Consider the following 23372-nt stretch of genomic DNA (forward strand, 5'->3'; position numbering starts at 1 on the left):
GTCAGCGACCTGGTGCTGCCCATGGGCTGCACCATGCACATGGACGGCTCCGTCCTCAGCTCCATCGTGAAGATCGCCTTCCTCTACGGCATCTTCGGGATGGACTTCACCGGCGTGAGCACCTACGCCATGGCCATTGTGGTGGCCATCCTCTCCGCCTTCGTCCTCTCCGGCGCCCCCGGCGGCGGCCTGGTGGGCGAAATGCTCATTGTCAACATGTTCGGCTTCCCCGCCGAGGCCTTCCCCATCATCGCCACCCTGGGCTTCCTCTTTGACCCCGCCGCCACCTGCCTCAACGCCTCCGGCGACACCATCGCCTCCATGATCGTCACCCGCCTGGTGGAGGGCAAGGACTGGCTGGTGTCCAAAGCCAAGCAGTGATTCCATTTTCCTGTTTTATCCCCGCAGACGGCCGGCGCTCCCACACCGGGAGCGCCGACCCCTTTTTTCCCCTTGACAGAGGCTGCGGCAGGGTGTAGGATAGTCACATCAAAAAATCTTGATGTGAGGTGCGGCATGGAACAGACCCATCAGCAGCACGCGGCGGTGTTCAAGGCGCTGTGCGATCCCAAGCGGCTGGCCATTCTGGAGCAGCTGCGCTCCGGGGAGAAGTGCGCCTGCAAGCTGCTGGAGACCCAGGAGCTGAGCCAGTCGGGCCTTTCTTACCACATGAAGATTTTGTGTGAGTCCGGCCTGGTCAAAAGCCGCCAGGAGGGCAAGTGGACCCACTACCGGCTGGATCCCCAGGGGCGGGACTACGCGGCGGCGCTGCTGGTGCAGCTCACCACCCCGGACGCCGACGCGGATATCCCCTGCGGCTGCGGCGGGGATACCTGAAACGCCATCAGAACGGATGGCGTTTTTTGCCGAAGAACACATCAAAAAATCTTGATTTGACCGCCGGAGTCGGCGGGGGGAGGAACCATGGGTATTTGGACTTTTTTTCAAAATCAGATTCTGGGGATGCAGTGGCTCAACGCCGTGATCGGGGCTCTGCTGGAGGCCCTGGGCCTGGATGTGACGGGCCGTGTGGGAGGCAGCGTGCAGTTTTTCCTCTATGACGTGGTGAAGATCACCATTTTGCTCTGTGCGCTGATCTTTGTGATTTCGTACATCCAAAGCTACTTTCCGCCGGAGCGCAGCCGCCGGATCCTGGGGCGGTTCCGGGGGCTGTGGGCCAACGCCGTCTCCGCCCTGCTGGGCACGGTGACGCCCTTTTGCTCCTGTTCCTCCATCCCGTTGTTCATGGGCTTTACCAGTGCGGGGCTGCCGGTGGGGGTGACGTTCTCCTTTTTGATCTCCTCCCCCATGGTGGATCTGGGGAGCCTGGTGCTGCTGACGGGGATCTTCGGCTTCCGGGTGGCGGCGGTGTATGTGCTGGTGGGGCTGGTGCTGGCGGTGATGGGCGGTACCATCATCGAAAAGCTCCACATGGAGCGGTATGTGGAGGATTTCATCCTCTCCGCCGGGGGCGTGGATCTGGAGGCCCCCTCCCTCACCCGCCGGGATCGGCTGATGTATGCCCGGGAGCAGATGACCGGGACTTTCCGGAAGGTCTTCCCCTACATTCTGGTGGGTGTGGGCATCGGCGCCGTCATCCATAACTGGATCCCCCAGGACTATGTGGAGGCGGTGCTGGGGGGCGGAAATCCCTTTGGGGTGGTGCTGGCCACCCTGGTGGGCGTCCCCATGTACGCGGACATCTTCGGCACCATCCCGGTGGCGGAGGCACTGCTGAGCAAGGGGGCCCAGCTGGGGACGGTGCTCTCCTTCATGATGGCGGTGACCACGCTGTCCCTGCCCTCCATGATCATGCTGCGCAAGGCGGTGAAACCCCGGCTTCTGGCGCTGTTTATTGCCATCTGCACCGTGGGCATCATCCTGGTGGGGTACCTCTTCAATGTGCTGCAGCCCCTGCTGGTGTGAATCCCGGGGCCGGGGAACGGCTCCCATCAACAATCATATAAAGGAGAAGATAAATATGGGACTTTTTGGAAAAAAGAAACAGGACGTACACGGTGACGCCGACGCTCCGGTGCTGATCCTGGGAGGCGGCTGCGCCAAGTGCTACGAGCTGGAGGGAGCCGTCCGGCAGGCCCTGGCAGAGCTGGGGCTCCAGGACGAAGTGGGGCATGTGACGGACTTCACCCAGATCGCCGCCTACGGCGTGATGTCAACTCCGGCCCTGGTGGTGGACGGGAAAGTCCTCTCCGCCGGCCGGGTGCTGAGCCCGGCAGAGGCCGCGGAGCTGATCCGGAAAGCCAGAGGGTAAAGGGCTGCTTTCAAGGGCCGCCGCGTCTTTCGGCGCGGCGGCCTTTTGCTGTGCAGGCTGCCAAGAGCGTTTAACGAAATTTTCATGGGAAAAGACCTTGCAATTTATGGAAGCAAGGGGTACACTATGGTCAAGTACGAATGTACGGACAACTGGCAGGAATTGTCAGAATCTGTAAGGAGGAGAAATTATGAAGCGGAAACTTTTGGCAGGCTTTATGGCAGTATGCCTGATACTGACCTTGTTGCCTGCAACGGCCCTGGCTGCGGATGACGATGGATTGCCGACAGCCAGCGGTAAAAACTTTTATGCCAATGGCACGCCTATTACCATTTCGGACAGTGTTCCGGAAAATGGAGAAGCGGAAACTCTTTCGGGACTGACCACCGGTACCAGTGCCTATATCAGCTGGGATGAGAATGGAACTACCAAGTATGTGGGTGTTCCTGCAGACGTTGTCGTTTGGGGCGGTGGTGACGGCTCTCAGGAAGCCGTAACGGTCTCCGATACCAGTATTACCATGACCGGCGGAACGGTCTACAGAATTCTCGGCGGCAATTTCGGCAAACAGAATCAAATCGAGGAAGATTGCTCTTCCGTGACGGGCAATGTGGATATTTCCGTTTCCGGCGGCACCGTTACAAGTATTATCTATGGCGGCGGTGAAAATAACACGTGTGTAAATGGAACGGTTACCATTACCCTTGACAATGTCAATTTGGGTAATTGTTATGTCAATGGCGGTGTCTTGGGACATGGTCCCGAGGGCACCCGCAACATTGATGATGGCACCATGAGCACATATGCCGTGGTGGATAAAGTCGTTATCAATGCCACCAATACCGAGACCTCTGTTCTTGGCGGCGGCGGCAGCGGCAGCACCAAGGTGCTGGATGCCGTTGTTACGCTTGATGGTTGTACAGTAGGCTACCTCTACGCCAGCGGTATTAACGGCGAGATGGGGAATTCTTTGCTGAAGGCCACCAACTGCACGATTACCGGCGAATTGGCTGCGACCAATCGCGGTTTTATCAAGACGGCAGATGTTACTCTTGTGGATTGTAACGTTCATCTTTTGATGACGGGAGCTACTACCGGCTGTTTCAGCACGGACTCCGGCTATCCTGACGGCAGCGCTATTACGGAGTCTATTGTATGGAATATTGACGATGCGACCACAGTGGGGACCGCTCTTCTTACACCCATGGTAAAGCGAGATGGGAACAAGGAGGCCCCGGTCTATACTGCCACGACACAGAATACTACCATTCAGAAAGACGGAGAACCGCTGAACATTGAATTTGCGGAGTTTGAACCCAGCACCAGCCTTACGGGTAAAGTTGATACCCTGACTGTTCCTGAAGGGAGCACGCTGACGCTGAAAAATGTTCAGATGACTGTACCTTCCGGTCAGACGCTTACCAACGCCGGTACCATTGACATGGACGAGACCTCTGTGGTTACCGTTGCCAACGGAGCAACCATGGAGGCTATGGGAACCGTCAACGGCGGCAAAGTAGTGAATAATGGCGCTGAGAAGAAATATATCGCCCGGGTGGGCAATGTTGGGTATGATTCCCTCCAGGCTGCCATCAATGTCGCCGGGAAAAAGTCTACTGTTACGTTGCTGCAGGACACCCAGGAGGACATCAATATCTCCAACGATAAGGATATCGTCCTGGAGCTGAACGGCAAGAAGATCACTAATGAGACTGAAAACCACACCATCATCAACAACGGGACCCTGACCATTCAGGATTCTAGCAAAGATCAGACCGGCACCGTGGACAATACAGTTCACGCCAAGGGGGCATTGGTCAATAACGGCACCTGCACCATCAACGGCGGTATGTTCAAGCGCAGTCAAGAAAGGGGTACCAGTAGCGGAAACGGTGGAAACAGTTGGTATGTGATTGACAACCCGGGCAATCTTACGGTCACTGGTGGAACGGTGAAAAACACCTCCGGATACAGTTCCCTGCTCCGCAATACGGGTACCATGGATGTCAGTGGCGGCACCTTTGAAAATACATTTATCGCCCTCAAAAACGATGAGGCCGGCACGGCCAAGAGAGGAACGATGAACATCACTGGTGGTACGGTTATCTCCAAGACCGCTGATGCAGTCCAGAACTGGTCTACCGCTACCATCAGCGATAAGGCGGTCATTCAGGGTCAAGTGGGTACCTGGGTTTATGAGTACAAAGGTACTGCCTATGCTGGAACCACCAACATTACCGGCGGCACTGTTAATGGCGACGTCTGCATTGGTGCGGATGGAAGTTATCCCCTGACTGCTTCTAACATTGCGGCAGGCAATGTGCCCTCCGTTACCATTAGTGGGGATGCAGTGGTGAATGGTAATTTGTCCTATTACAACACCGGGAATGCGGCTGACAGCGGTATCTATGGCAATATCGCTATGAACGGCGGCACCGTGAACGGCAATGTCATCAACCCCGCCGACCATGGCACTATCACGATCACCAGTGGCACCGTTACCGGCCAGGTGACCAACAGTGACAATGGTGGTACCATTACCGTCACCGGCGGCAGCTTCCCCAATGCGGATGTCAGCAAGTTCGTACCCGATGGATATTACACGGTTACCTTCAACTGCGCCGGCGGCGATCCCATCCCCTCTCAGGTTGTGGCCAAGGGTGAGACCATCACGCTCCCCGGCTGCACCCACAGCAGCTATCACTACAAGTTCGACGGCTGGAAGTGCGGCAATGCCACCTACTATGCCGACGATAAGGTGGAGGTTAACTCCAACATGACCTTTACCGCCCAGTGGAAGGAGCGCTTCCCTGACGGGCCTTCCTCCGGCGGTTCCAGCTCTGTTTCCGATAATGAGTATGCTGTGACGGTGGACGCCGGCAAGCACGGCGACGTCTCCGTCTCCCCCAAGTGGGCGGAAGAGGGCGACACCGTCACCATCACCGCGGATCCCGATAACGGCTATGTGGTGGACGAGGTCATCGTCACCGACAAGAACGGCGACGACATCCGCGTCCGCGACCGCGGCGACGGCGAGTACACCTTCACCATGCCCGACAGCAAGGTCACCGTGGAAGTCACCTTCGTGGAGGAAGGCGATGAGCTGTCCTTCGTGGACGTGGCCAAGAGCGATTACTACTATGACGCAGTGAAGTGGGCTGTGGAGAACGGCGTCACCACCGGCGTGACGGACACCATCTTTGCCCCCGGCAACCCCTGCACCCGTGCCCAGACCGTCACCTTCCTGTGGCGTGCGGCCGGTATGCCTCAGGCTGCCAACCGGGTGAATCCCTTCACCGACGTCAGCGAGAGCGACTACTACTATGAGGCGGTTCTGTGGGCTGTGGAGAACGGCATCACTTCCGGCACCACCGCCACCACCTTCGGCCCCAGCACCACCTGCACCCGCGCTCAGGTCGTGACCTTCCTGTGGCGCTACAGCAAGGAGGATGCCTCCATCCTGCCCATGTTCACGGATGTGGCTGAGGGCGACTACTACTACGGTGCCGTGGCCTGGGCCGTGGAGAACGGCGTCACCACCGGTGTGACGGACACCTCCTTCGTTCCCGGCAACCCCTGCACCCGCGGTCAGATCGTGACCTTCCTGTACCGTTACATGGGTAAATAAGCGTCTCCTTTTCCGCTCCGGCACTGCCGGGACGGATGCCAGCGGAGCCCGGATCAGAACGCTGATCCGGGCTCCTTTTTTGCAGCCACTCCGGAACAGGAAAACTGATCTTATTAAAAATAAGAAATGTGGATATTTGAATAGGTCAGTAAGGTTGCTATAATACGGGCAACGACACAGAAAAGGAAGTGCGGCTTTATGAAACGCATTGTCAGCATTCAGGATATCTCCTGTTTGGGTAAGTGCTCCCTGACGGTGGCCCTGCCCATTATTTCCGCCATGGGTGTGGAGTGCTCCATCGTCCCCACGGCGGTGCTCTCCACCCACACTATGTTCCAGAATTTTACCTGCAAGGACCTGACGGATCAGATCGCCCCCATCGCCGCCCACTGGCGCAGCGAGGGCTTCGGCTTCGACGCCATCTACACCGGGTACCTTGCCTCCAAGGAGCAGATCGGCGACATCTGCGCCTTCTTCGACGCGTTCAAGACGCCGGACAACCTCATCGTGGTGGATCCGGTGATGGCGGACAACGGCAAGCTCTATCCCGCCTTTGGGGAGGACTTCCCGGCGGAGATGGCCAAGGTGTGCGCCAAGGCGGATCTCATCGTCCCCAACCTGACGGAGGCCAGCCTGCTGACGGGACTTCCCTACCGGACGGAGTACGACGAAGCCTATATCAAGGAGATGCTCCAGGCCCTTTCCAAGCTGGGGCCCCGGTACGTGGCCCTCACCGGTGTCAGCTTCCAGCCGGGCAAGCTGGGCGTCATGTACTATGACCAAAAGACGGACACCTACGGCAGCTATTTCACCGAGCACCTGCCCGCCAGCTTCCACGGCACCGGAGACGTCTTCGCCTCCACCTGCGTGGGCGCCCTGATGCGGGGCAAGTCCGTGGGAGACGCCCTGGCCCTGGCGGCAGACTATACTGTCGAGAGCATCCGGGCCACCCTGGATGCCGGCAAGACCAACTGGTACGGCGTGGATTTCGAGACCGCCATCCCCTATCTGGTGGATCGGCTGCGCTGAGAACAAAAATGGCGTAACACAAGACCTTGCATTTTCTCCCGGAAAGATGTACAATATCATGCAGTACGAAGAGGGAGCGTGCATGCGGAATGGAGCTTCGGGAAGGAAAGAAGGACCTGTCAGCGGCCCGGGAAAAGCGGACAAGGGGTGTTGAAGCATCCAAGCTCCCGGAGCTGGATCGGAAGCAGCGGACGGAGTATTGGGAGATGCTCTCGGAAATGCGGCTTCGCTGACGAATCAAAGCCCGCGGCGAAAGCCGCGGGCTTTTTATATGATTGAGCCACCGGAGAAAAAGGGGGACAGGCATCGCCTGTCCCCCTTTTGTTCATTCTTCCTGTTGCTCCAGCTCCGCCCGCCAGGCCGCCAGCTCTGCCGCGTCCCGGTCGTCCAGGGCGTGGAGCCCGCCCCGGCCCTCCATATGGTGGGTGAGCTCGTGGGAGAGGGTGGTATAGAGCTCGTCCTCCCAGGTTTCCCGGTCCCAGTCTTCCCGCTCCGCCAGGGCGGCAAAGGAGCCGTAGTAGAGATTGATATACCGGCCCAGAAGATCATCGCAGTACTCCCCCAGAATATACATCTCCCCCTCGGGAAATTCCGGGTCCGGCACCGCCTCCTCCAGCAGGTTTACCCCGCCGTTGAGTTCGTCGAAGAGGACGGCGGGAAATTCCTCCGCCATCTCATCCAGGAGGTCGTTGACTTCATCGATGGTCAGGATCATACGGGCTCCTTTCCCCTCAGTGGATGCTTACTGTTTTCCGGCCTGGCGCATGGAGAGGCTGATGCGCTTTTTCTTCTCGTCCACCTCCAGCACCACCACCTTGACGATATCGCCCACGGACACCACCTCGGAAGGATGCCGGATAAACTTGTCCGCCACCTGAGAGATGTGAACCAGGCCGTCCTGGTGTACGCCGATGTCCACGAACACACCGAAGTCGATGACGTTGCGGACGGTGCCGGTAAGCACCATGCCGGGTTTGAGGTCCTTCATCTCCAGCACGTCGGTGCGCAGGATGGGCTTGGGCAGCTCGTCCCGGATGTCCCGGCCGGGCTTCATCAGTTCCCCCACCACGTCCCGCAACGTGGGCACGCCCACGCCGCACTGGGCCGCGGCCTTTTCCTCGCCATAGGCTTTCACCTGGGCGGGCAGGTCCCCCAGCTTCCCTGCCGCCACGTCGGAGAGGGTGTGGCCCGTGAGGGTCAGGAGGGCCTCCGCCGCGGCGTAGCTCTCCGGGTGGACAGCGGTGTTATCCAGAACGCTTTTGCTCTCCGGCACCCGCAAAAAGCCCGCGCACTGCTCAAAGGCCTTGGGCCCCAGCTTGGGGACCTTCAAAATCTGCTTGCGGGAGGTAAAGGGGCCGTTTTCCTCCCGGTAGGCCACCACGTTTTTGGCGGTGGTGGCGGTAAGGCCCGCAACATGCTGCAAGAGCGAGGGAGAAGCGGTGTTCACGTCCACCCCCACGGCATTGACGCAGTCCTCCACCACGCCGCCCAGGGCCTCGTCCAGCCGCTTGGGGGGCATGTCGTGCTGGTATTGGCCCACGCCGATGGCCTTGGGGTCGATCTTCACCAGCTCCGCCAGGGGGTCCTGGAGCCGCCGGGCAATGGACACGGCGCTGCGCAGGTTCACGTCGTACTCCGGGAACTCCTCCGCCGCCAGGGGACTGGCGGAGTACACGCTGGCCCCCGCCTCGGAGACAATCATATAGCTGACATGGGCCCCAGCCTCATTCACCTGACGGATGAGCTCCACCGCCATCTGCTCCGTCTCCCGGCTGGCGGTGCCGTTGCCGATGGCGATGTGCTCCACCCCGTGTTTGCGGATCATCCGGGCGAGGACGGCGATGGCCTCCTTTTTCTGCCGCTCGCCGTGGGTGGGGTACACCACGGCGGTGTCTAGCACCTTGCCGGTGCCGTCCACCACCGCCACCTTGCAGCCCATGCGGTACCCGGGATCCAGGCCCATGGTGACCTTGCCCTTGACCGGAGGCTGCATCAAAAGGGGCTTGAGGTTCAGGGCAAACTGGCCGATGGCCCCCTCATTGGCGCTGTCGGTGAGGGTGGAGCGGGCTTCCCGCTCCAGGGAGGGGAAGATCAGACGGTCGTAGGCGTCCTCCGCTGCCGTCTTGAGAAAGTCCATGGCGGCGCTGCCGGGGACCACCACACTGCGGCGCACGGTGCGCAGCGCCAGTTCCCGGTCCAGCTCCACACTGACCTTCAGCTTCTCCTCCTTTTCACCCCGGTTGATGGCCAGGATCTGGTGGCCCTGGAGACGGGGCAGGGCTTGGGAGAAGTCATAGTAGAGGCGGTAGACGCTGTCGGCCTCTGTGGCGGCCTGGGAGCGGAGCACACCGTTTTTCATCAGCAGCTCCCGGAGTTTTCCCCGGAGGGCGGCATCGTCGCTGACGGTCTCCGCCACGATGTCGCCGGCTCCCGCCAGGGCATCCTCCGCCGTCTCCACGCCCTTTTCCGCATCCACGTACTTGGCGGCCTCCGTCATGGGATCCGGGGCAACCGGGGCCATGAGGGCCTCGGCCAGAGGGGCCAGACCCTTTTCCCGGGCAATGGTGGCCCGGGTGCGGCGCTTTTGCTTGTAGGGACGGTAGAGATCCTCCACCTCCGCCAGCGTGGCGGCAGCGTCAATGGCGGCGGCAAGCTCCGCCGTCAGCTTGCCCTGGTCTTCAATGGCGGACTTCACCGCCTCCTTCCGCTCTGCAAGGCCCCGCAGGTAGTGGAGCCGCTCCTCCAGGGTGCGCAGGGACGTGTCGTCCATGGCGCCGTGGAGCTCCTTGCGGTAGCGGGCGATGAAGGGAATGGTGTTCCCCTCGTCCAAAAGCCAGACCACGTTTTCCACGTGTTCCGGCCGCTTGTTCAGTTCTGCGGCAATCTGTTGAATGATGGTGTCCATCGTGTTCCTTTCCGGTGCGCGCATGGGCGCAGATCAATCATTGGGATTTGCAGATATGATACCATATTTTCCGCCGGCGGTAAATCCTGTGAAAACATCTCGCAAAAAGGACCGTCTTCCGGTATACTATCCTTTGTTGACCAGACGCGGGAATTTCGTTGTATATTTGAAAATCCATCACAAGGAGGAAGCGGCATGGAGCTACAGGAAAAGCGCCGGGAGGAGACGCCCAAAAAGAGAGGCTGGCTCACGGGGCTGCTGTACTGGCATCTTTTGCCCCGGGTCCTGGGGATCCTGGTGGTCATTCTGCTGGCGGCGGCGGTGTCCCTGGGGGCGAAAACCGTGCTCTCAGCCGACGGCAGAACTGCCAGGCTGGGATTTGAGGATATCGGGGAGCTGGCCACTCAATCCGCCTACTGCGCGGAGGTGGAGGTGACGGAGGCCTCCCGGGAGCTGTTCGGCGTCACCATCCCCTTTACCCAGAGCAAGTACATCTACAGCTATGATGTGGTCATCAAGGCCGGGCTGGACTTCACCGACGTCAGCTGGAGCCAGCAGGACGGCACCATTCGTGTCACGCTGCCGGAGATTCGGGTGCTGAGCAATGAGATCGACCTGGACTCCCTGAAGGTGTACCACGAGGACGAGAGCCTCTTCCGGAACATCACCCTGGAGGAGAACAACGCGGCTCTGGCGGATCTGAAGGCCCGGGCGGAACAGGACGCCATCGGCAACGGCCTTCTGGAGGAGGCCCGGGACAACGCCCAACAGATTTTAACCGCCTTTTTTGCCAACCAGTACGACCTGACGGAGTACCGGCTGGAATTCACCGGCGGATAAGAGAAAACGCGCACAGGCGAGGTTCGCCTGTGCGCGTGTGTTTTGCGGCCGTTACTTGTGGTAGAGCTTCTTGGTTTCGTACCGGGCCTCGCAGCTGACGTTGATGCCCAGCCGCTTGAGGAGGCTCTCGTCCACCTCGCTGAGGATGACGGAGAAGTGGGCGTCGCAGCCCCGGAGCTTGGGCAGCTGCTGCTGGGCCAGCTCCGCCAGGGGGTTGGTGAGGGCGGAGATGGTGAGGGCCATGAGCACCTCGTCGGTGTGGAGGCGGGGATTCTTGTGGCCCAGGTACTCCGTCTTCAAACGGCACACGGGCTCCAGAACCTGGGAGGAGATGAGCTCAAAGTGGTCGTCGATGCCGCCCATGGCTTTCAGGGCGTTGAGCAGCAGGGCGGAGGCAGCCCCCAGGGTGTCGGAAGTGCGGCCCGTTACCACCCGGCCGTCCGGCAGCACCATGGCGCCGGCGGGAGCGCCGGTGGCCTCCGCCTTCAGCAAAGAGGCGGACACTGCCGGGCAGATCTCCGGGGTTACGCCCGCCTGGTTCATCACCAGCTCCAGCTTGCGCACCGGCTCGTCCCCGGCCTTGCCCCGCTTGCGGTCCACGCAGGCGGTGTAGTACCGGCGCAGGATCTCCATGCGGCTGGCCTCGCAGCACACAGCGTCGTCCACAATGCAGTTGCCCGCCATGTTGACGCCCATGTCCGTGGGGGACTGGTAGGGGGACTTGCCCAGGATGCGCTCGAAAATGGCGCTGAGCACCGGGAAGATTTCCACGTCCCGGTTGTAGTTGACGGCGGTCTTGCCGTAGGCCTCCAGATGGAAGGGGTCGATCATGTTCACATCGTTGAGGTCTGCCGTGGCCGCCTCATAGGCCAGGTTCACCGGGTGCTTGAGGGGCAGGTTCCAGATGGGGAACGTCTCGAACTTGGCATAGCCGGAGGCGATGCCACGCTTGAAATCGTGGTAGAGCTGAGAGAGGCAGGTGGCCATCTTGCCGCTGCCGGGGCCGGGGGCCGTCACCACCACCAGGGAGTGGGTGGTCTCGATGTAGTCGTTTTTGCCCAGGCCCTCGTCACTGACGATGTGGGCCACGTCGGAGGGGTACCCGGCAATGGGATAGTGGCGGTAGCAGCGGATCCCCAGGGCGGTGAGCCGCTTCAAGAAGGAGTCCGCCGCCGCCTGGCCGGAGTACCGGGTCAGCACCACGCTGCCCACGTAGAGGCCCATGCCCCGGAAGATGTCGATGAGGCGCAGCACGTCGTCGTCGTAGGTGATACCCAGGTCGCCCCGGATCTTGCTCTTTTCGATGTCGGCGGCATTGATGGCAATGACGATCTCCACATCGTCCTGAAGCTGCTGGAGCATGCGGATTTTGCTGTCCGGCTCAAAGCCCGGCAGCACCCGGGAGGCGTGATAGTCGTCGAAGAGCTTGCCGCCGAACTCCAGATACAGCTTGCCGCCGAACTGGGCAATGCGCTCCCGGATATGGGCGGACTGCATCTCCAGATATTTTTGATTGTCAAACCCGATGCCTGTCATGGTTGTTGACCCCTCTCATTTGTATTCAAAAATCATGTTCCAGTATATCACAGCCCGGTGGAGTTGAAAAGAAAAAACCGCAAAGGTCGACCTTTTATTAAGGGAATTTATATCGAATATTACGACTTTGTTCTTTACTTATGGGAAAACCGCCGATATAATAATTAAGGTTGGGCTATGTGCCGGAAAAAGGCGGCCCAGCGTGCGTTTTGAGAAAAACAAACCGGGAGGTTTTCAAGTATGTCTAATTGCGCCATTGTAGGCATCAACTGGGGTGACGAGGGCAAGGGCCGTATGGTGGACCTCATCACCCAGGACTATGACGTGGTAGTCCGTTATCAGGGCGGCGGCAACGCCGGCCACACCGTGGTCAACGAGTTCGGCAAGTTCGCCCTGCACCTGCTGCCCTCCGGCATCTTCCGCAAGGGCGTGGTGAATATCCTGGGCAACGGCGTGGCTCTGGACTGCGAGAGCCTGTGGACGGAGATGACCGACGTGATGGGCAAGGGCGTGGCCATCACCCCCGAGAATCTCAAGATCAGCGACCGGGCTTCTCTCCTGCTGCCCTGGCACCGGGATCTGGACGCCCTGGAGGAGGCCCGTCTCAAGGACAAGAAGTACGGCTCCACCAAGCAGGGCATCGCTCCTTTCTACTCTGACAAGTACCAGAAGAAGACCGTCATGGCCGGCGAGCTCCTCTATCCCGAGCATCTCAAGGCCCACCTCCAGGACATTCTGGAGTGGAAGAACCTGATCCTCACCAAGGTCTACGGGGCCGAGCCCTACACCATGGAGCAGATGATGGCCTGGGTGGCGGACTTCGGCGAGAAGATCAAGCCCTTTATCTGCGATACCGGCGCATTCCTGCGCAAGGCCCAGGCCGAGGGGAAGAACATCCTCTTTGAGGCCCAGCTGGGCGCCCTGCGGGATCTGGACTACGGCATCTATCCCTACACCACCTCCTCCAACGCTGTGGCGGCCTACGCCCCTGTGGGCTCCGGCCTGCCCTCCGCCAAGGTGGACGAGGTCATCGGTGTGGTGAAGGCCTACTCCTCCTGCGTGGGCGAGGGCCCCTTCACCTGCGAGTGGTTTGGCGAGGAGGCCGAGCAGCTGCGGGAGGCCGGCGGCGAATACGGCGCCAAGACGGGCCGTCCCCGCCGGGTGGGCCCCATCGACATCGTGGCCACCCGCTACGGTGTCCAGTGCCAGGCGGCTACCAACATCGCCCTGACCAAGCTGGATGTCCTCAGCTATATGGACAAGATCCCTGTCTGCGCCCACTATACCCTGGACGGCAAGCAGATCGACGAGTTCCCCTTCCCTGCCGTGCTGCCTGAGGCCAAGCCCGTGGTGGAGTACATGGACGGCTGGAAGTGCGACATCTCCGGCGTGCGCAAGTGGGAGGACCTGCCTGAGGCCGCCCGCAAGTATGTGGAATATGTGGAGCGCCAGATCGGCTGCCACATCGGCTATGTGTCCGTAGGCCCCGAGCGGGATTCCATCATCATCCGGTGATTATTCGAGGGGGAGCAGGCTCACACCGTTGCGGCATTGCGATCCCCGTCCCCGTTGGGGCCGCCGATCGCGCCGCTGCCTCGAAAGCGGCTTGCTTCTCCCGCCGCCGGCGGCGCATCGCCGCTTTCCCCTCGATCTCCCAATCAAATCGCTTCGCCTCCGGCGAAACAGACTGTACTCTCTGGAGGCACCCTGACGGGTGCCTCCTAACTTTTAGATGAAAGAAAGGTGGACCTCCTTATGTCCAAAGACCGTTACGAATCCCCTCTGGCGTCCCGGTACGCCTCGGAGTTTATGCTGCACCTCTTCTCCCCGGATATGCGCATCCAGACCTGGCGGCGGCTGTGGGTGGCCCTGGCTCGGGCGGAGCACAACCTGGGGCTCCCCATCACGGCGGAGCAGGTGGCGGAGCTGGAGGCCCACATCACCGACATCGACTATGACACCGCAGCCGCCCGGGAAAAGGAAGTCCGCCACGACGTGATGGCCCACGTCTATACCTACGGCAAGGCGGCCCCCTCCGCCGCCGGCATCATTCACCTGGGCGCCACATCCTGCTATGTCACCGACAACGCCGACCTCATCCTCTACCGGGAGGGCCTCAAGTACCTGCGGGGCGAGCTTCTGGCGGTGCTGCGGAACCTCAGCGCCTTTGCCGACAAGTACAAGGCCACCCCCACTCTGGGCTACACCCACTATCAGCCCGCCCAGCTGGTGACCATCGGCAAGCGGGCCACCCTCTGGATGCAGGATCTCCTCTCCGATCTGGAGGAGCTGGACTTCGTCACCGACAACCTGCGCTTTTTGGGCTGCCGGGGCACCACCGGCACCGAGGCCAGCTTCCTGGACCTCTTTGACGGAGACGGCGCCAAGGTGGACGAGATGAACCGCCAGATCAGCGCCGAGTTCGGCTTTGCCAAGTGCTTCGACGTCTGCGGCCAGACCTATCCCCGGAAGGTGGACAGCCGGATTTTGAACGTCCTCTCCTCCATTGCCCAGAGCTGCTACCGCATGGCAAACGACCTGCGGCTCCTCCAGCACGACCGGCAGGTGGAAGAGCCCTTCGAGAAAAACCAGATCGGCTCCTCCGCCATGGCCTACAAGCGCAACCCCATGCGCTCCGAGCGCATCTGTTCTCTTTCCCGCTACCTGATGGCGGACGCCATGAACGCGCCCATGACCGCCTCCGTCCAGTGGCTGGAGCGGACGCTGGACGACTCCGCCAACCGCCGCATCTCCATGCCGGAGGGCTTCCTCTGCGCCGACGCCATTTTGCGCCTGGCCCAGAACGTCACCGACGGGCTCCACGTCAACGAGAAGGTGGTGGAGGCCACGGTGCGGGAGTACCTGCCCTTCATCGCCACGGAGAATCTGATGATGGAGGCCGTCAAGCGGGGCGGCAACCGCCAGGAGCTCCACGAGATCATCCGCAAATGCTCCATGGCCGCCACCGCCCGGATGAAGGAGGGCGAAAAGTGCGACCTCCTGGCCCGTCTGGCGGCGGAGCCCGCCTTCGGCATGACGGAAGCGGAGATGGAAGAGCTCCTGACCCCCGGCGCCTATATCGGCCGCTGCCAGAGCCAGGTGGAGGCCTTCCTCTCCCGGGTGCAGCCGCTGCTCTCCGGCGCCACCAGGGAAAAAGCGGAGATCAATCTGTAAGGACAATCTCTGAGGATGGCCGCCGTACACGGCGGCCATCCCTGTTTCCCCGGCTTTTTGGCGATCTAACGCACCGGGAAAAAGGCGGGGGCAACGAAAACTGGAAGTATTACCTATTGCGTTTTCCCAATTTTCTGATAGGATAGCCTATAAGGGCTTGCTGGAAAATGGGCGGAGCAGTCCGCCTGGTTTCGAGCAAGTCCCACAAGAAGGAGGATGACCTTATGAGCACCGATATGAAACTCACGGAACTGTTCGGCAGTATGGTCTTTAACGAGGAGACCATGAAGGAGCGGCTCTCTTCCGCCTCTTACAGCACCTGGAAGCAGTGCATCAGCGACGGCACCGCGCTGGATATCAGCACCGCCAATGAGATCGCCGAGGCCATGAAGCAGTGGGCTGTGGAGAAGGGCGCCACCCACTATACCCACTGGTTCCAGCCCATGACCGGCGTCACCGCGGAAAAGCACGACAGCTTTATCTCTCCGGTAGGCGGCGGCAAGATCATCATGGAGTTTTCCGGTAAGGAATTGGTCCGGGGCGAGCCGGACGCATCCTCCTTCCCCTCCGGCGGCCTGCGGGCCACCTTTGAGGCCCGGGGCTACACTGCCTGGGACCCCACCTCCTTTGCCTTCATCAAGGAGGGGTCCCTCTGCATCCCCACCATCTTCTGCTCTTACTCCGGCGCAGCGCTGGATAAAAAGACACCGCTGCTGCGGTCCATGGACGAGGTCTCCCGCCAGGCGGTGCGGATCCTGCGCCTCTTCGGCGACACGGAGACCAAGCGGGTGGTGGCCCAGGTGGGTCCCGAGCAGGAGTACTTCCTCATCGACAAGAAGCTCTACAACCAGCGGGAGGACCTGCGTTTTTGCGGCCGGACCCTCTTCGGCGCCAAGCCTCCCAAGGGCCAGGAGCTGGAGGATCACTACTTCGGCGCCATCAAGCCCCGGGTGGCGGCTTACATGAAGGACCTGGACGAGACGCTCTGGGCTCTGGGGGTGCTCTCCAAGACCAAGCACAATGAGGTGGCCCCCTCCCAGCACGAGATGGCCCCCATCTATACCGACGCCAACACTGCCTGCGACCAGAACCAGCTGGCCATGGAGGTGATGAAAAAAGTGGCGGACCGCCACGGCCTGGTGTGCCTGCTCCACGAAAAGCCCTTTGCCGGCGTCAATGGCTCCGGCAAGCACGACAACTGGTCGTTGTCCACCGACAGCGGCAAGAACCTCTTCAAGCCCGGCTCCACCCCCAGCCAGAATGCCCAGTTTTTGCTGTTCCTGGCGGCCTTTGTCAAGGGCGTGGACGAGTATCAGGACTTCCTGCGGGCCACGGTGGCCTTCCCAGGCAATGACCACCGCCTGGGCGCCCAGGAGGCGCCGCCCGCCATCCTCTCCATCTTCCTGGGCGACGAGCTCAGCGCCGTGGTGGACGCCATTATCAACGGCACGGAGTATCAGGACTCCGGCAAGCGCACGCTGCAGATCGGCGTGGACGTGATGCCGCCCATCCCTCAGGACAACACCGACCGCAACCGCACCTCCCCCATGGCTTTCACCGGCAACAAGTTCGAGTTCCGGATGCTGGGCTCCTCCCAGTCCATCTCCGGCCCCAACATCGCCCTGAACACCATTATGGCCGAGGAGCTCCAGCAGTTTGCCGACGAGCTGGAGGGCTCCAAAGATTTCCGGCGGGATCTGTCCGCCCTGATCCGCCGGGTGTTCACCGAGCACCGGCGCATCATCTTTGACGGCAACGGCTACGACGACAGCTGGGTGGCCGAGGCCGCCCGCCGTGGGCTCAGCAACCTGGCCTCCACCGCCGACGCCCTGCCCATGTACACCGCGCCCAAGAACGTGGATCTGTTTGTCAAGCACGGCATCTACACCCTGGGCGAGATCGAGGCCCGGGCGGAGATCCACATCGAGAATTACTCTGCCGTGATCGCCATTGAGGCCAAGACCATGGTGGATATGATCCGCCACCAGATTCTCCCCGCCGTCTCCGGCTATGCCGATGAACTGTGCCAGCGGGCATACCACAAGGATTCCATGGGCGTCCCCTGCCGGTATGAAAAGCAGGCGGCCGGGAAGATCGGCACCCTGACGGATCTGCTGCTGGATGAATGCCTGGCGCTGGAGGCGGACATTGCCGCCATCCCCGCCGGCAGCCGGGAGGCCATGGACTACTGCCACACGGTCATCGTGCCCGCCATGGCCGCCGCCCGGGAGACCGCCGACCAGCTGGAGGAGCTCACCGCCGACGAGGCCTGGCCTTTCCCGGTGTATTCCGATCTGCTCTTCTCCGTGTAATCATCGTTCCATACAAAAGGAGCCGGACCCCGCAGGGGTCCGGCTCCGAATTTATGCCGTTTGGCCTGAGATTCAAACGAAGAACTGGAAAAACAGGGCGAAAATGGTGGTGATGATGCCGCAAAGGCCAATGGCCAGGCCGCTCATGGCACCCTCCGTCTCCCCCAGTTCCAGGGCCTTGGCGGTGCCTACGGCGTGGCTGCAGGCGCCGATGGCCAATCCCGCTGCCACCGGATCCTTCACCCGGAAGAGTTTCATCAGCAGCGGCGCGCAGAGGTTGCCCATGATGCCGGTGAAACACACCGCCGCCACCGTTACCGCCGTGATGCCGCCCTGCCCCTGGGAGATGGCGGTGGCAATGGGGGTGGTGACGGACTTGGGCAGCAGGGAGATGGTCAGCTGGCTGTCCAGGCCGAAGAGGCGGCACATGCCCAGAATGCTGAACACAGCGGTGGCGGTTCCGGCCACGCAGCCTGCCAGGATGGGCAGCAGGTTCTTTTTCAGAAGGTCTATCTGGGAGTAGATGGTCACCGCCAGACAGGCGGTGGCAGGCCCCAGGAAGAGGTTGATGATGGCACCCCCCTGGTTGTAATCCTCATAGGGGATGTCAAAGACTACCAGCAGCGCGATAATCAGCAGCGTGGCGATGACCAGGGGGTTGCACACCACCAGGCGGGTCTTGCGCTGGATGGCGACGCCCAGGGCGTACGCCGCCACAGAGACCGCCACGCCGAAAAAGGGAGAGGCAAAGGCTTCGCTCACGGTTTTTTCCTCCTATTCAAAAGCCGGTTGGTGAGGGTCACGGTGGCCGCGGTGACGGCAAAGGTGGCGATGGTGGACACGATGCAGATCACCGGCAGCAGCACCAGATTCTCCCGCAGTACATCCACATAGTTCATAATGCCCACGGTGGCGGGGATGAAGAAGAACTGGAGATTCCCCAGGAGAAAATCCGATTTTTCCTGTACGTGCCTGGGATGGAGCACCCGCACCAGCAACAGCACCAGCAAAATCAGCATGGCGATGACACTGGCAGGCAGGGGGAAGGGCAGTACCGCCTCAATGAGGGTCCCCAGCCAGCAGATTGCAAACACGATTCCAATTTGACTGAGCAGTTTCAATGTTTTGCGCCTCACTTTTTATCCGGCTCGGAAAAGCCGTTTTTATCCATCGGGGGGAAAGAAAACAAAGGAGCCTTGACGGCCAGGATCGTCAAGGCTCCTTTGCTGCACAATGGAACATATTCTACTGGACAACCGCCGGAATGTAAAGAGGCAAGGTGGATAATTTTCCGCCCTCAGACGGCATATTTTTCCTCAGAACAGCTGTCCCTCCGCCCAGCGGCGAAGCTCGCCCCGGAAATCCGGGTGGGCGATGGCCACAAGGGCGTGGGCCCGCTGCCGGAGGCTCTTGTATTTCAGGTCCGCCACGCCGTATTCCGTCACCACGTACTGCACCCAGGTGCGGGGGGTGGTGACCACGGCGCCGGGGGAGAGCTGGGGCAGGATCTTGGAGCGGAGCTGCCCGCTTTTGTCCGTATAGCTGGAGCGCAGGGCCAGGATGCTCTTGCCGCCGGGAGACCACTGGGAGCCGATGACCCACTCCAGCTGGCCGCCGGTGCCGGAATACTGGCGGCTGCCCGCCGTCTCGGCGTTCACCTGGCCGGTGAGGTCCACCTCCATGGCATTGTTGATGGATACCACGTTGCGGTTCTGGGCGATGACCCGGGAGTCGTTGACAAAGTCGATCTCCTTCTGGCAGAAGGCGGGGTTTTCCCGGGCAAAGTCCCACAGGGACTGCCCGCCCACCAGGTGGGCGCAGACGGTGCGGCCGGTGCACACCTGCTTGCAGCTGTTGTTCACCACACCCTGCTTCATCAGCTCCATGATGCCGGTGCTCAGCACCTCCGTCTGGACCCCCAGATCCCGCTTTCCGGCGTAGACCAGGTTTTCCCCGATGGCGTTGGCCAGGCCTCCCAGCCCCAGCTGGATGCAGGAGCCGTTATCCACCATGTCGGCGATGTACCCGGCGATGCGCCGGTCCGCGTCGTTTCCGGGGACGGTGGCAGTCTCCACCAGGGGACCGGAGGTTTCGATGATGCCGTCCACCTCCGAGACGTGGAGCTTGGTGTGGAAGGGGCCGTCGCTTTCGATGTAGGGCATGTCCGGATGAACCTCCACCAGCACCAGCTCACACTGCTCCAAAAGGCGGCGGTTGAGCACCGTGCCCCAGATGGAGCGGCTCATCCAGCCGTTCTCATCCGGCGGCGAGCAGGTGAGTACCGCCACCCGTGGATGCCGGGAAATCAGCCAGTCCGGCGTCTGGCTCAGATGGGTGGGCACATAGTGGACGTTGCCCATGGGGGCCAGGGTCCGCTCCACGCCGAAAAAGTTGGAGTTGTAGGTCACATGTCCGGCGCACTCCGGCGTCAGCAGCCGGGTGCCGGCGGGAATGAAGTGGGAGTCCACCTCAATGTGTCCCCCCTGGGTCTGCAGCCGCTGCGCCAGGGCGGTGTCCATCTCCCGGGGCCAGTTGGACATGGCGGAAAAGGCCAGCACGTCCCCGTCCCGGATCCAGGTAAGAGCCTCCTGGGGCGTCATATGCAGCGCCCGGTACTGGGCGCGCCAATCGCCGGTCCCCGCCAGGCGGCCCCGGCGGACAGGCGTCAAAAGTTCCATATGGGATCCCTCCGTTTCTTCTGCCCCATTGTACCCCATGAGACAGCCAAAAGGCAAGCGGCGGGGCCCAGGCGGCGGAAATTTCCTAAGACGGGACAAATTGTCGGGCTCTCGGCGGGAAAAAAGCGGGTTTTTCCTCAACCTTAACATTTTTTTAGAGTTATTTCTCTTGCAACCGGGGAAACCGCTGTGCTATACTTGCGGTGTTGTGAAATATGAACTTTGGAGGTGCCACATTTGCAAAAACGCAGCCATAAGCTCCTGGCGTCCACCCTGCTGGCCGGTGAGAACGGCTTTTCCGCAAAGCGGTATGAGCTGGCGTTCCTGTTCGGCTCGTTCCAGCCGGACTGCAATCCCCTGACGTATCTCAAGGGCTCTCTGCGGGCCTACAAGTTCCGGGGACATAACTACTCCAATTCCCAGTATTACATCCAGCGCCACATCCGCAGCCTCCAGCGCCGCAAGCGCTGGAACCTGTGGCAGTACTATACCCTGGGCAAGCTCACCCACTACCTGGCCGATGCCTTTACCTTCCCCCACAATGAACACTATCCCGACTCCCTGCTGGCCCATCACCAGTACGAGACGGATCTGCGGGCGTACCTGGAGGCCTATCTGGAAAAGCGCACCATGCGCCGCAAGCAGTTCCGGGAGGACGTGGCGGGGGCCATTGCCCAGCTCCACGACTACTATGAAAGCGCCGCCGCCGATCAGCGGATGGACGTCCAGTTCATTCTGGAGGCCACGGCCATGCTGATGGCCGGCTGCCGCCCCCAGACCGCCGGTGCCGTCTGAATCCAGCGGTTTTTACGAAGGCTGCCGGGTGAAAATGGGAATTGTTTGTCAGAATTGTCAATTTCCATTTGCGCGGCGAAGTGCTATGCTTTAAACATCTAAAGAGTCAGGAGAATTTGACCACCATGACCAACTGCATCCGTTCTGCCGAATACCGTTACTTTAGCTTTACCTACTTTTATGGTAAGGCTTATTTTGGTTTGGCTGAATCCGTGTGCGGCCGATAACGGTGCTGTCAGAAACTGTCAGTGAACCCAAGGATCCGCAGCCAGACCGGCTGCGGATCCTTTTTTTCATTCCCGGCACCATACAACCAAACTCTGAGATTCCGTTTTTAGGAGGAAGAAACCATGATCGTCATTCTCAAACACAACCCCAACAAGGACCAGCTGGAAAGCCTCATTTCCTGGCTGCAGGAAAAGGGCATCATCATCCACACCAGCATCGGCGAGGCACACACCATCTTAGGGTTGGTGGGCGACACCTCCAAGCTGGACATCGACCTCATCGCCGCGTTGGACATCGTGGAGGATGTCAAGCGGGTCCAGGAGCCCTACAAGAATGCCAACCGCAAGTTCCATCCCGAGGACACCGTGGTGAAGGTGGGCAATACCCAGATCGGCGGCGGCAACCTGACCCTCATGGCGGGCCCCTGCTCCGTGGAGAGCGAGGAGCAGGTCGTGGCCATCGCCAAGGCCGTGAAGGCCAGCGGCGCCACCATGCTGCGGGGCGGCGCCTTCAAGCCCCGCACCTCCCCCTACTCCTTCCAGGGCCTGGGCGCCACGGGCCTGGAGTATTTGAAGGTGGCCAAGCAGGAGACGGGCCTGCCCATCGTCACGGAGCTGATGGACCTGAGCCAGCTGCCCTTGTTCAAGGATGTGGACGTCATCCAGATCGGCGCCCGGAACATGCAGAACTTCGACCTTTTGAAGGCCGTGGGCCATCAGGACAAGCCCGTGATGATCAAGCGCGGCATGTCCGCCACCTATGAGGAGTGGCTCATGAGCGCCGAGTACGTCATGGCCGGCGGCAACGAGAACGTCATCCTCTGCGAGCGGGGCATCCGCACCTTCGAGTCCTACACCCGCAATACCCTGGATCTGGCGGCCATCCCTGTGCTGCGCAAGCTCACCCACCTGCCCATCATCATCGATCCCAGCCACGCCACCGGAAAGAGCTGGCTGGTGGCGCCTCTGGCCATGGGCGCTGTGGCCACCGGCTGCGACGGCCTCCAGATCGAGGTCCACAACGACCCCGCCCACGCCCTGTGCGACGGTCCCCAGTCCCTCAAGCCCGAGGCATTTGACGACCTGGCAAAGAAGCTCTTGAAGCTCCACGCCGCCGTCAAGGAACTGGAGGCGTAAGATGATCGTCGGCATCGTGGGCCTGGGCCTCATCGGCGGTTCCATGGCCAAGAGCATCAAAAACCGTACCGCCCACACGGTCTACGGCGCGGATCTCAACGCCGAGACCATGACCATGGCCCGCATGTGCGGCGCCATGGACGCCCCTCTGACGGCGGAGAACCTGCCGCAGTGCGATCTGGTGCTGGTGGCCATCCGCCCCGGCGCCGCCGTGGAGTGGGTGCGGCAGAACGCGGAGCATATTTCCAAAAGCGCCATCCTGGTGGATCTTTGCGGCGTCAAGCGCACGGTGGTGAAGGCCATCACCCCCATCGCCGCGGAGCACGGCTTTGCCTACATCGGCGGCCACCCTATGGCAGGCCGGGAGCGGGGAGGCTTCACCGCCGCCACCGACGACCTCTATGTGGGTGCCTCCATGATCCTCACCCCCGATGAGCGGACGGATATGCAGCTGCTGGAGACGCTGAAGGCCTTCTTCCTGGATCTGGGCTTTGCGGGCCTCACCTTCTCCACCCCTGAAGAGCACGACCGCATCATCGCCTTTACCTCCCAGCTGGCCCATATCACCTCCAGCGCCTACGTCAAGTCGCCGGAGGCCCAGAAGCGCCGGGGCTTCTCCGCCGGCAGCTTCCAGGATATGACCCGCGTGGCCCGGCTGGACGAGGACATGTGGACGGAGCTGTTCCTGGACGACGCCGACTATCTCACGGGCGAGCTGGAAGTGCTGGTGGGCCACCTCACCGAGTATCTGGACGCCCTGAAGGCCCGGGACGCCGACACCCTCCGCGCCCTGCTGCGGGACGGCCGGGAGAAGAAGGCCACCGCCGGCGGCAACTGAG

General features: G+C 61.1%; 20 protein-coding genes. 14 read left to right on the forward strand and 6 right to left on the reverse strand.

Features of this window, described 5'->3' with window-relative positions:
• From ACT67G_RS07940 to ACT67G_RS07970, 7 genes are all read left to right on the forward strand, one after another.
• On the forward strand, positions 1–381 hold a 381-nt coding region (locus tag ACT67G_RS07940), incomplete at its 5' end, for a cation:dicarboxylate symporter family transporter (RefSeq protein WP_443663898.1).
• A gap of 135 nt (positions 382–516) precedes the next feature.
• A complete protein-coding gene (locus ACT67G_RS07945) occupies positions 517–837 on the forward strand; it encodes an ArsR/SmtB family transcription factor (protein WP_326215008.1) in 321 nt (106 codons plus the stop codon).
• 87 nt (positions 838–924) lie between these two features.
• Positions 925–1926, forward strand: a complete 1002-nt coding sequence (locus ACT67G_RS07950; RefSeq protein ID WP_443663899.1) for a permease — start codon at positions 925–927, stop codon at positions 1924–1926.
• Positions 1927–1981: 55 nt separating this feature from the next.
• Positions 1982–2272, forward strand: coding sequence for a thioredoxin family protein (locus ACT67G_RS07955; protein WP_443663900.1), 291 nt, complete (start codon positions 1982–1984; stop codon positions 2270–2272).
• 190 nt (positions 2273–2462) lie between these two features.
• Positions 2463–5900 carry an S-layer homology domain-containing protein gene (locus ACT67G_RS07960; protein WP_443663901.1) on the forward strand — a complete coding sequence of 1146 codons (3438 nt, stop codon included), beginning with the start codon at positions 2463–2465 and terminating at the stop codon, positions 5898–5900.
• 198 nt (positions 5901–6098) lie between these two features.
• Positions 6099–6929, forward strand: coding sequence for a pyridoxamine kinase (locus ACT67G_RS07965; RefSeq protein WP_443663902.1), 831 nt, complete (start codon positions 6099–6101; stop codon positions 6927–6929).
• A gap of 89 nt (positions 6930–7018) precedes the next feature.
• Positions 7019–7162, forward strand: a complete 144-nt coding sequence (locus ACT67G_RS07970; RefSeq protein WP_325246656.1) for a hypothetical protein — start codon at positions 7019–7021, stop codon at positions 7160–7162.
• Between the two features lie 92 nt (positions 7163–7254).
• On the opposite strand, the gene ACT67G_RS07975 is transcribed toward ACT67G_RS07970, so the two are convergent.
• Entirely contained in the window at positions 7255–7644 is a 390-nt protein-coding gene (locus tag ACT67G_RS07975; protein WP_325246658.1) for a metallopeptidase family protein, read from the reverse strand.
• Positions 7645–7671: 27 nt separating this feature from the next.
• Entirely contained in the window at positions 7672–9834 is a 2163-nt protein-coding gene (locus ACT67G_RS07980; protein ID WP_443663903.1) for a Tex family protein, read from the reverse strand.
• 195 nt (positions 9835–10029) lie between these two features.
• Here ACT67G_RS07980 and ACT67G_RS07985 point away from each other — a divergent pair, with 195 nt between their 5' ends.
• Positions 10030–10674: a DUF4230 domain-containing protein gene (locus ACT67G_RS07985; RefSeq protein WP_443663904.1), complete on the forward strand. Its 645-nt coding sequence runs from the start codon at positions 10030–10032 to the stop codon at positions 10672–10674.
• Positions 10675–10725: 51 nt separating this feature from the next.
• Here ACT67G_RS07985 and ACT67G_RS07990 read toward each other — a convergent pair whose 3' ends face one another.
• Positions 10726–12210: a DUF1846 domain-containing protein gene (locus ACT67G_RS07990; RefSeq protein ID WP_443663905.1), complete on the reverse strand. Its 1485-nt coding sequence runs from the start codon at positions 12208–12210 to the stop codon at positions 10726–10728.
• Positions 12211–12450: 240 nt separating this feature from the next.
• On the opposite strand from ACT67G_RS07990, the gene ACT67G_RS07995 reads away from it, so the two are divergent.
• The 3 genes from ACT67G_RS07995 (at position 12451) to ACT67G_RS08005 (ending at position 17696) form a co-directional block, all read left to right on the forward strand.
• Positions 12451–13725 carry an adenylosuccinate synthase gene (locus tag ACT67G_RS07995; RefSeq protein ID WP_443663906.1) on the forward strand — a complete coding sequence of 425 codons (1275 nt, stop codon included), beginning with the start codon at positions 12451–12453 and terminating at the stop codon, positions 13723–13725.
• A 240-nt stretch (positions 13726–13965) separates the two neighbouring features.
• Positions 13966–15384, forward strand: coding sequence for an adenylosuccinate lyase (purB, locus tag ACT67G_RS08000; protein ID WP_326215000.1), 1419 nt, complete (start codon positions 13966–13968; stop codon positions 15382–15384).
• 224 nt (positions 15385–15608) lie between these two features.
• Positions 15609–17696: a glutamine synthetase III family protein gene (locus tag ACT67G_RS08005; RefSeq protein ID WP_443663907.1), complete on the forward strand. Its 2088-nt coding sequence runs from the start codon at positions 15609–15611 to the stop codon at positions 17694–17696.
• 72 nt (positions 17697–17768) lie between these two features.
• Here ACT67G_RS08005 and ACT67G_RS08010 read toward each other — a convergent pair whose 3' ends face one another.
• The 3 genes from ACT67G_RS08010 to ACT67G_RS08020 all read right to left on the reverse strand — a co-directional run bounded on the left by ACT67G_RS08010 (position 17769) and on the right by ACT67G_RS08020 (position 20374).
• Positions 17769–18458 carry an LrgB family protein gene (locus ACT67G_RS08010; RefSeq protein WP_325244756.1) on the reverse strand — a complete coding sequence of 230 codons (690 nt, stop codon included), beginning with the start codon at positions 18456–18458 and terminating at the stop codon, positions 17769–17771.
• Positions 18455–18817 carry a CidA/LrgA family protein gene (locus ACT67G_RS08015; RefSeq protein ID WP_443663908.1) on the reverse strand — a complete coding sequence of 121 codons (363 nt, stop codon included), beginning with the start codon at positions 18815–18817 and terminating at the stop codon, positions 18455–18457. The genes ACT67G_RS08010 and ACT67G_RS08015 overlap by 4 nt, the downstream gene beginning before the upstream one ends.
• Positions 18818–19012: 195 nt before the next feature.
• The gene (locus ACT67G_RS08020) at positions 19013–20374 is read right to left on the reverse strand and encodes an acetyl-CoA hydrolase/transferase family protein (protein ID WP_443663909.1); all 1362 of its coding nucleotides are present in this window, start codon (positions 20372–20374) and stop codon (positions 19013–19015) included.
• A 237-nt stretch (positions 20375–20611) separates the two neighbouring features.
• Here ACT67G_RS08020 and ACT67G_RS08025 point away from each other — a divergent pair, with 237 nt between their 5' ends.
• The 3 genes from ACT67G_RS08025 (at position 20612) to ACT67G_RS08035 (ending at position 23371) form a co-directional block, all read left to right on the forward strand.
• Positions 20612–21169 (forward strand): zinc dependent phospholipase C family protein, encoded by a 558-nt coding sequence (locus tag ACT67G_RS08025; protein WP_443663910.1) that lies wholly within the window; start codon positions 20612–20614, stop codon positions 21167–21169.
• A gap of 350 nt (positions 21170–21519) precedes the next feature.
• Positions 21520–22533 (forward strand): 3-deoxy-7-phosphoheptulonate synthase, encoded by a 1014-nt coding sequence (gene aroF / locus ACT67G_RS08030; protein ID WP_325245135.1) that lies wholly within the window; start codon positions 21520–21522, stop codon positions 22531–22533.
• Between the two features lies 1 nt (position 22534).
• The gene (locus ACT67G_RS08035) at positions 22535–23371 is read left to right on the forward strand and encodes a prephenate dehydrogenase (RefSeq protein ID WP_443663911.1); all 837 of its coding nucleotides are present in this window, start codon (positions 22535–22537) and stop codon (positions 23369–23371) included.
• The last annotated feature ends 1 nt before the right edge of the window (position 23372 follow it).

Origin of the sequence: Dysosmobacter sp. (assembly GCF_052306735.1) — a bacterium.
Lineage (GTDB): Bacteria > Bacillota > Clostridia > Oscillospirales > Oscillospiraceae > Oscillibacter.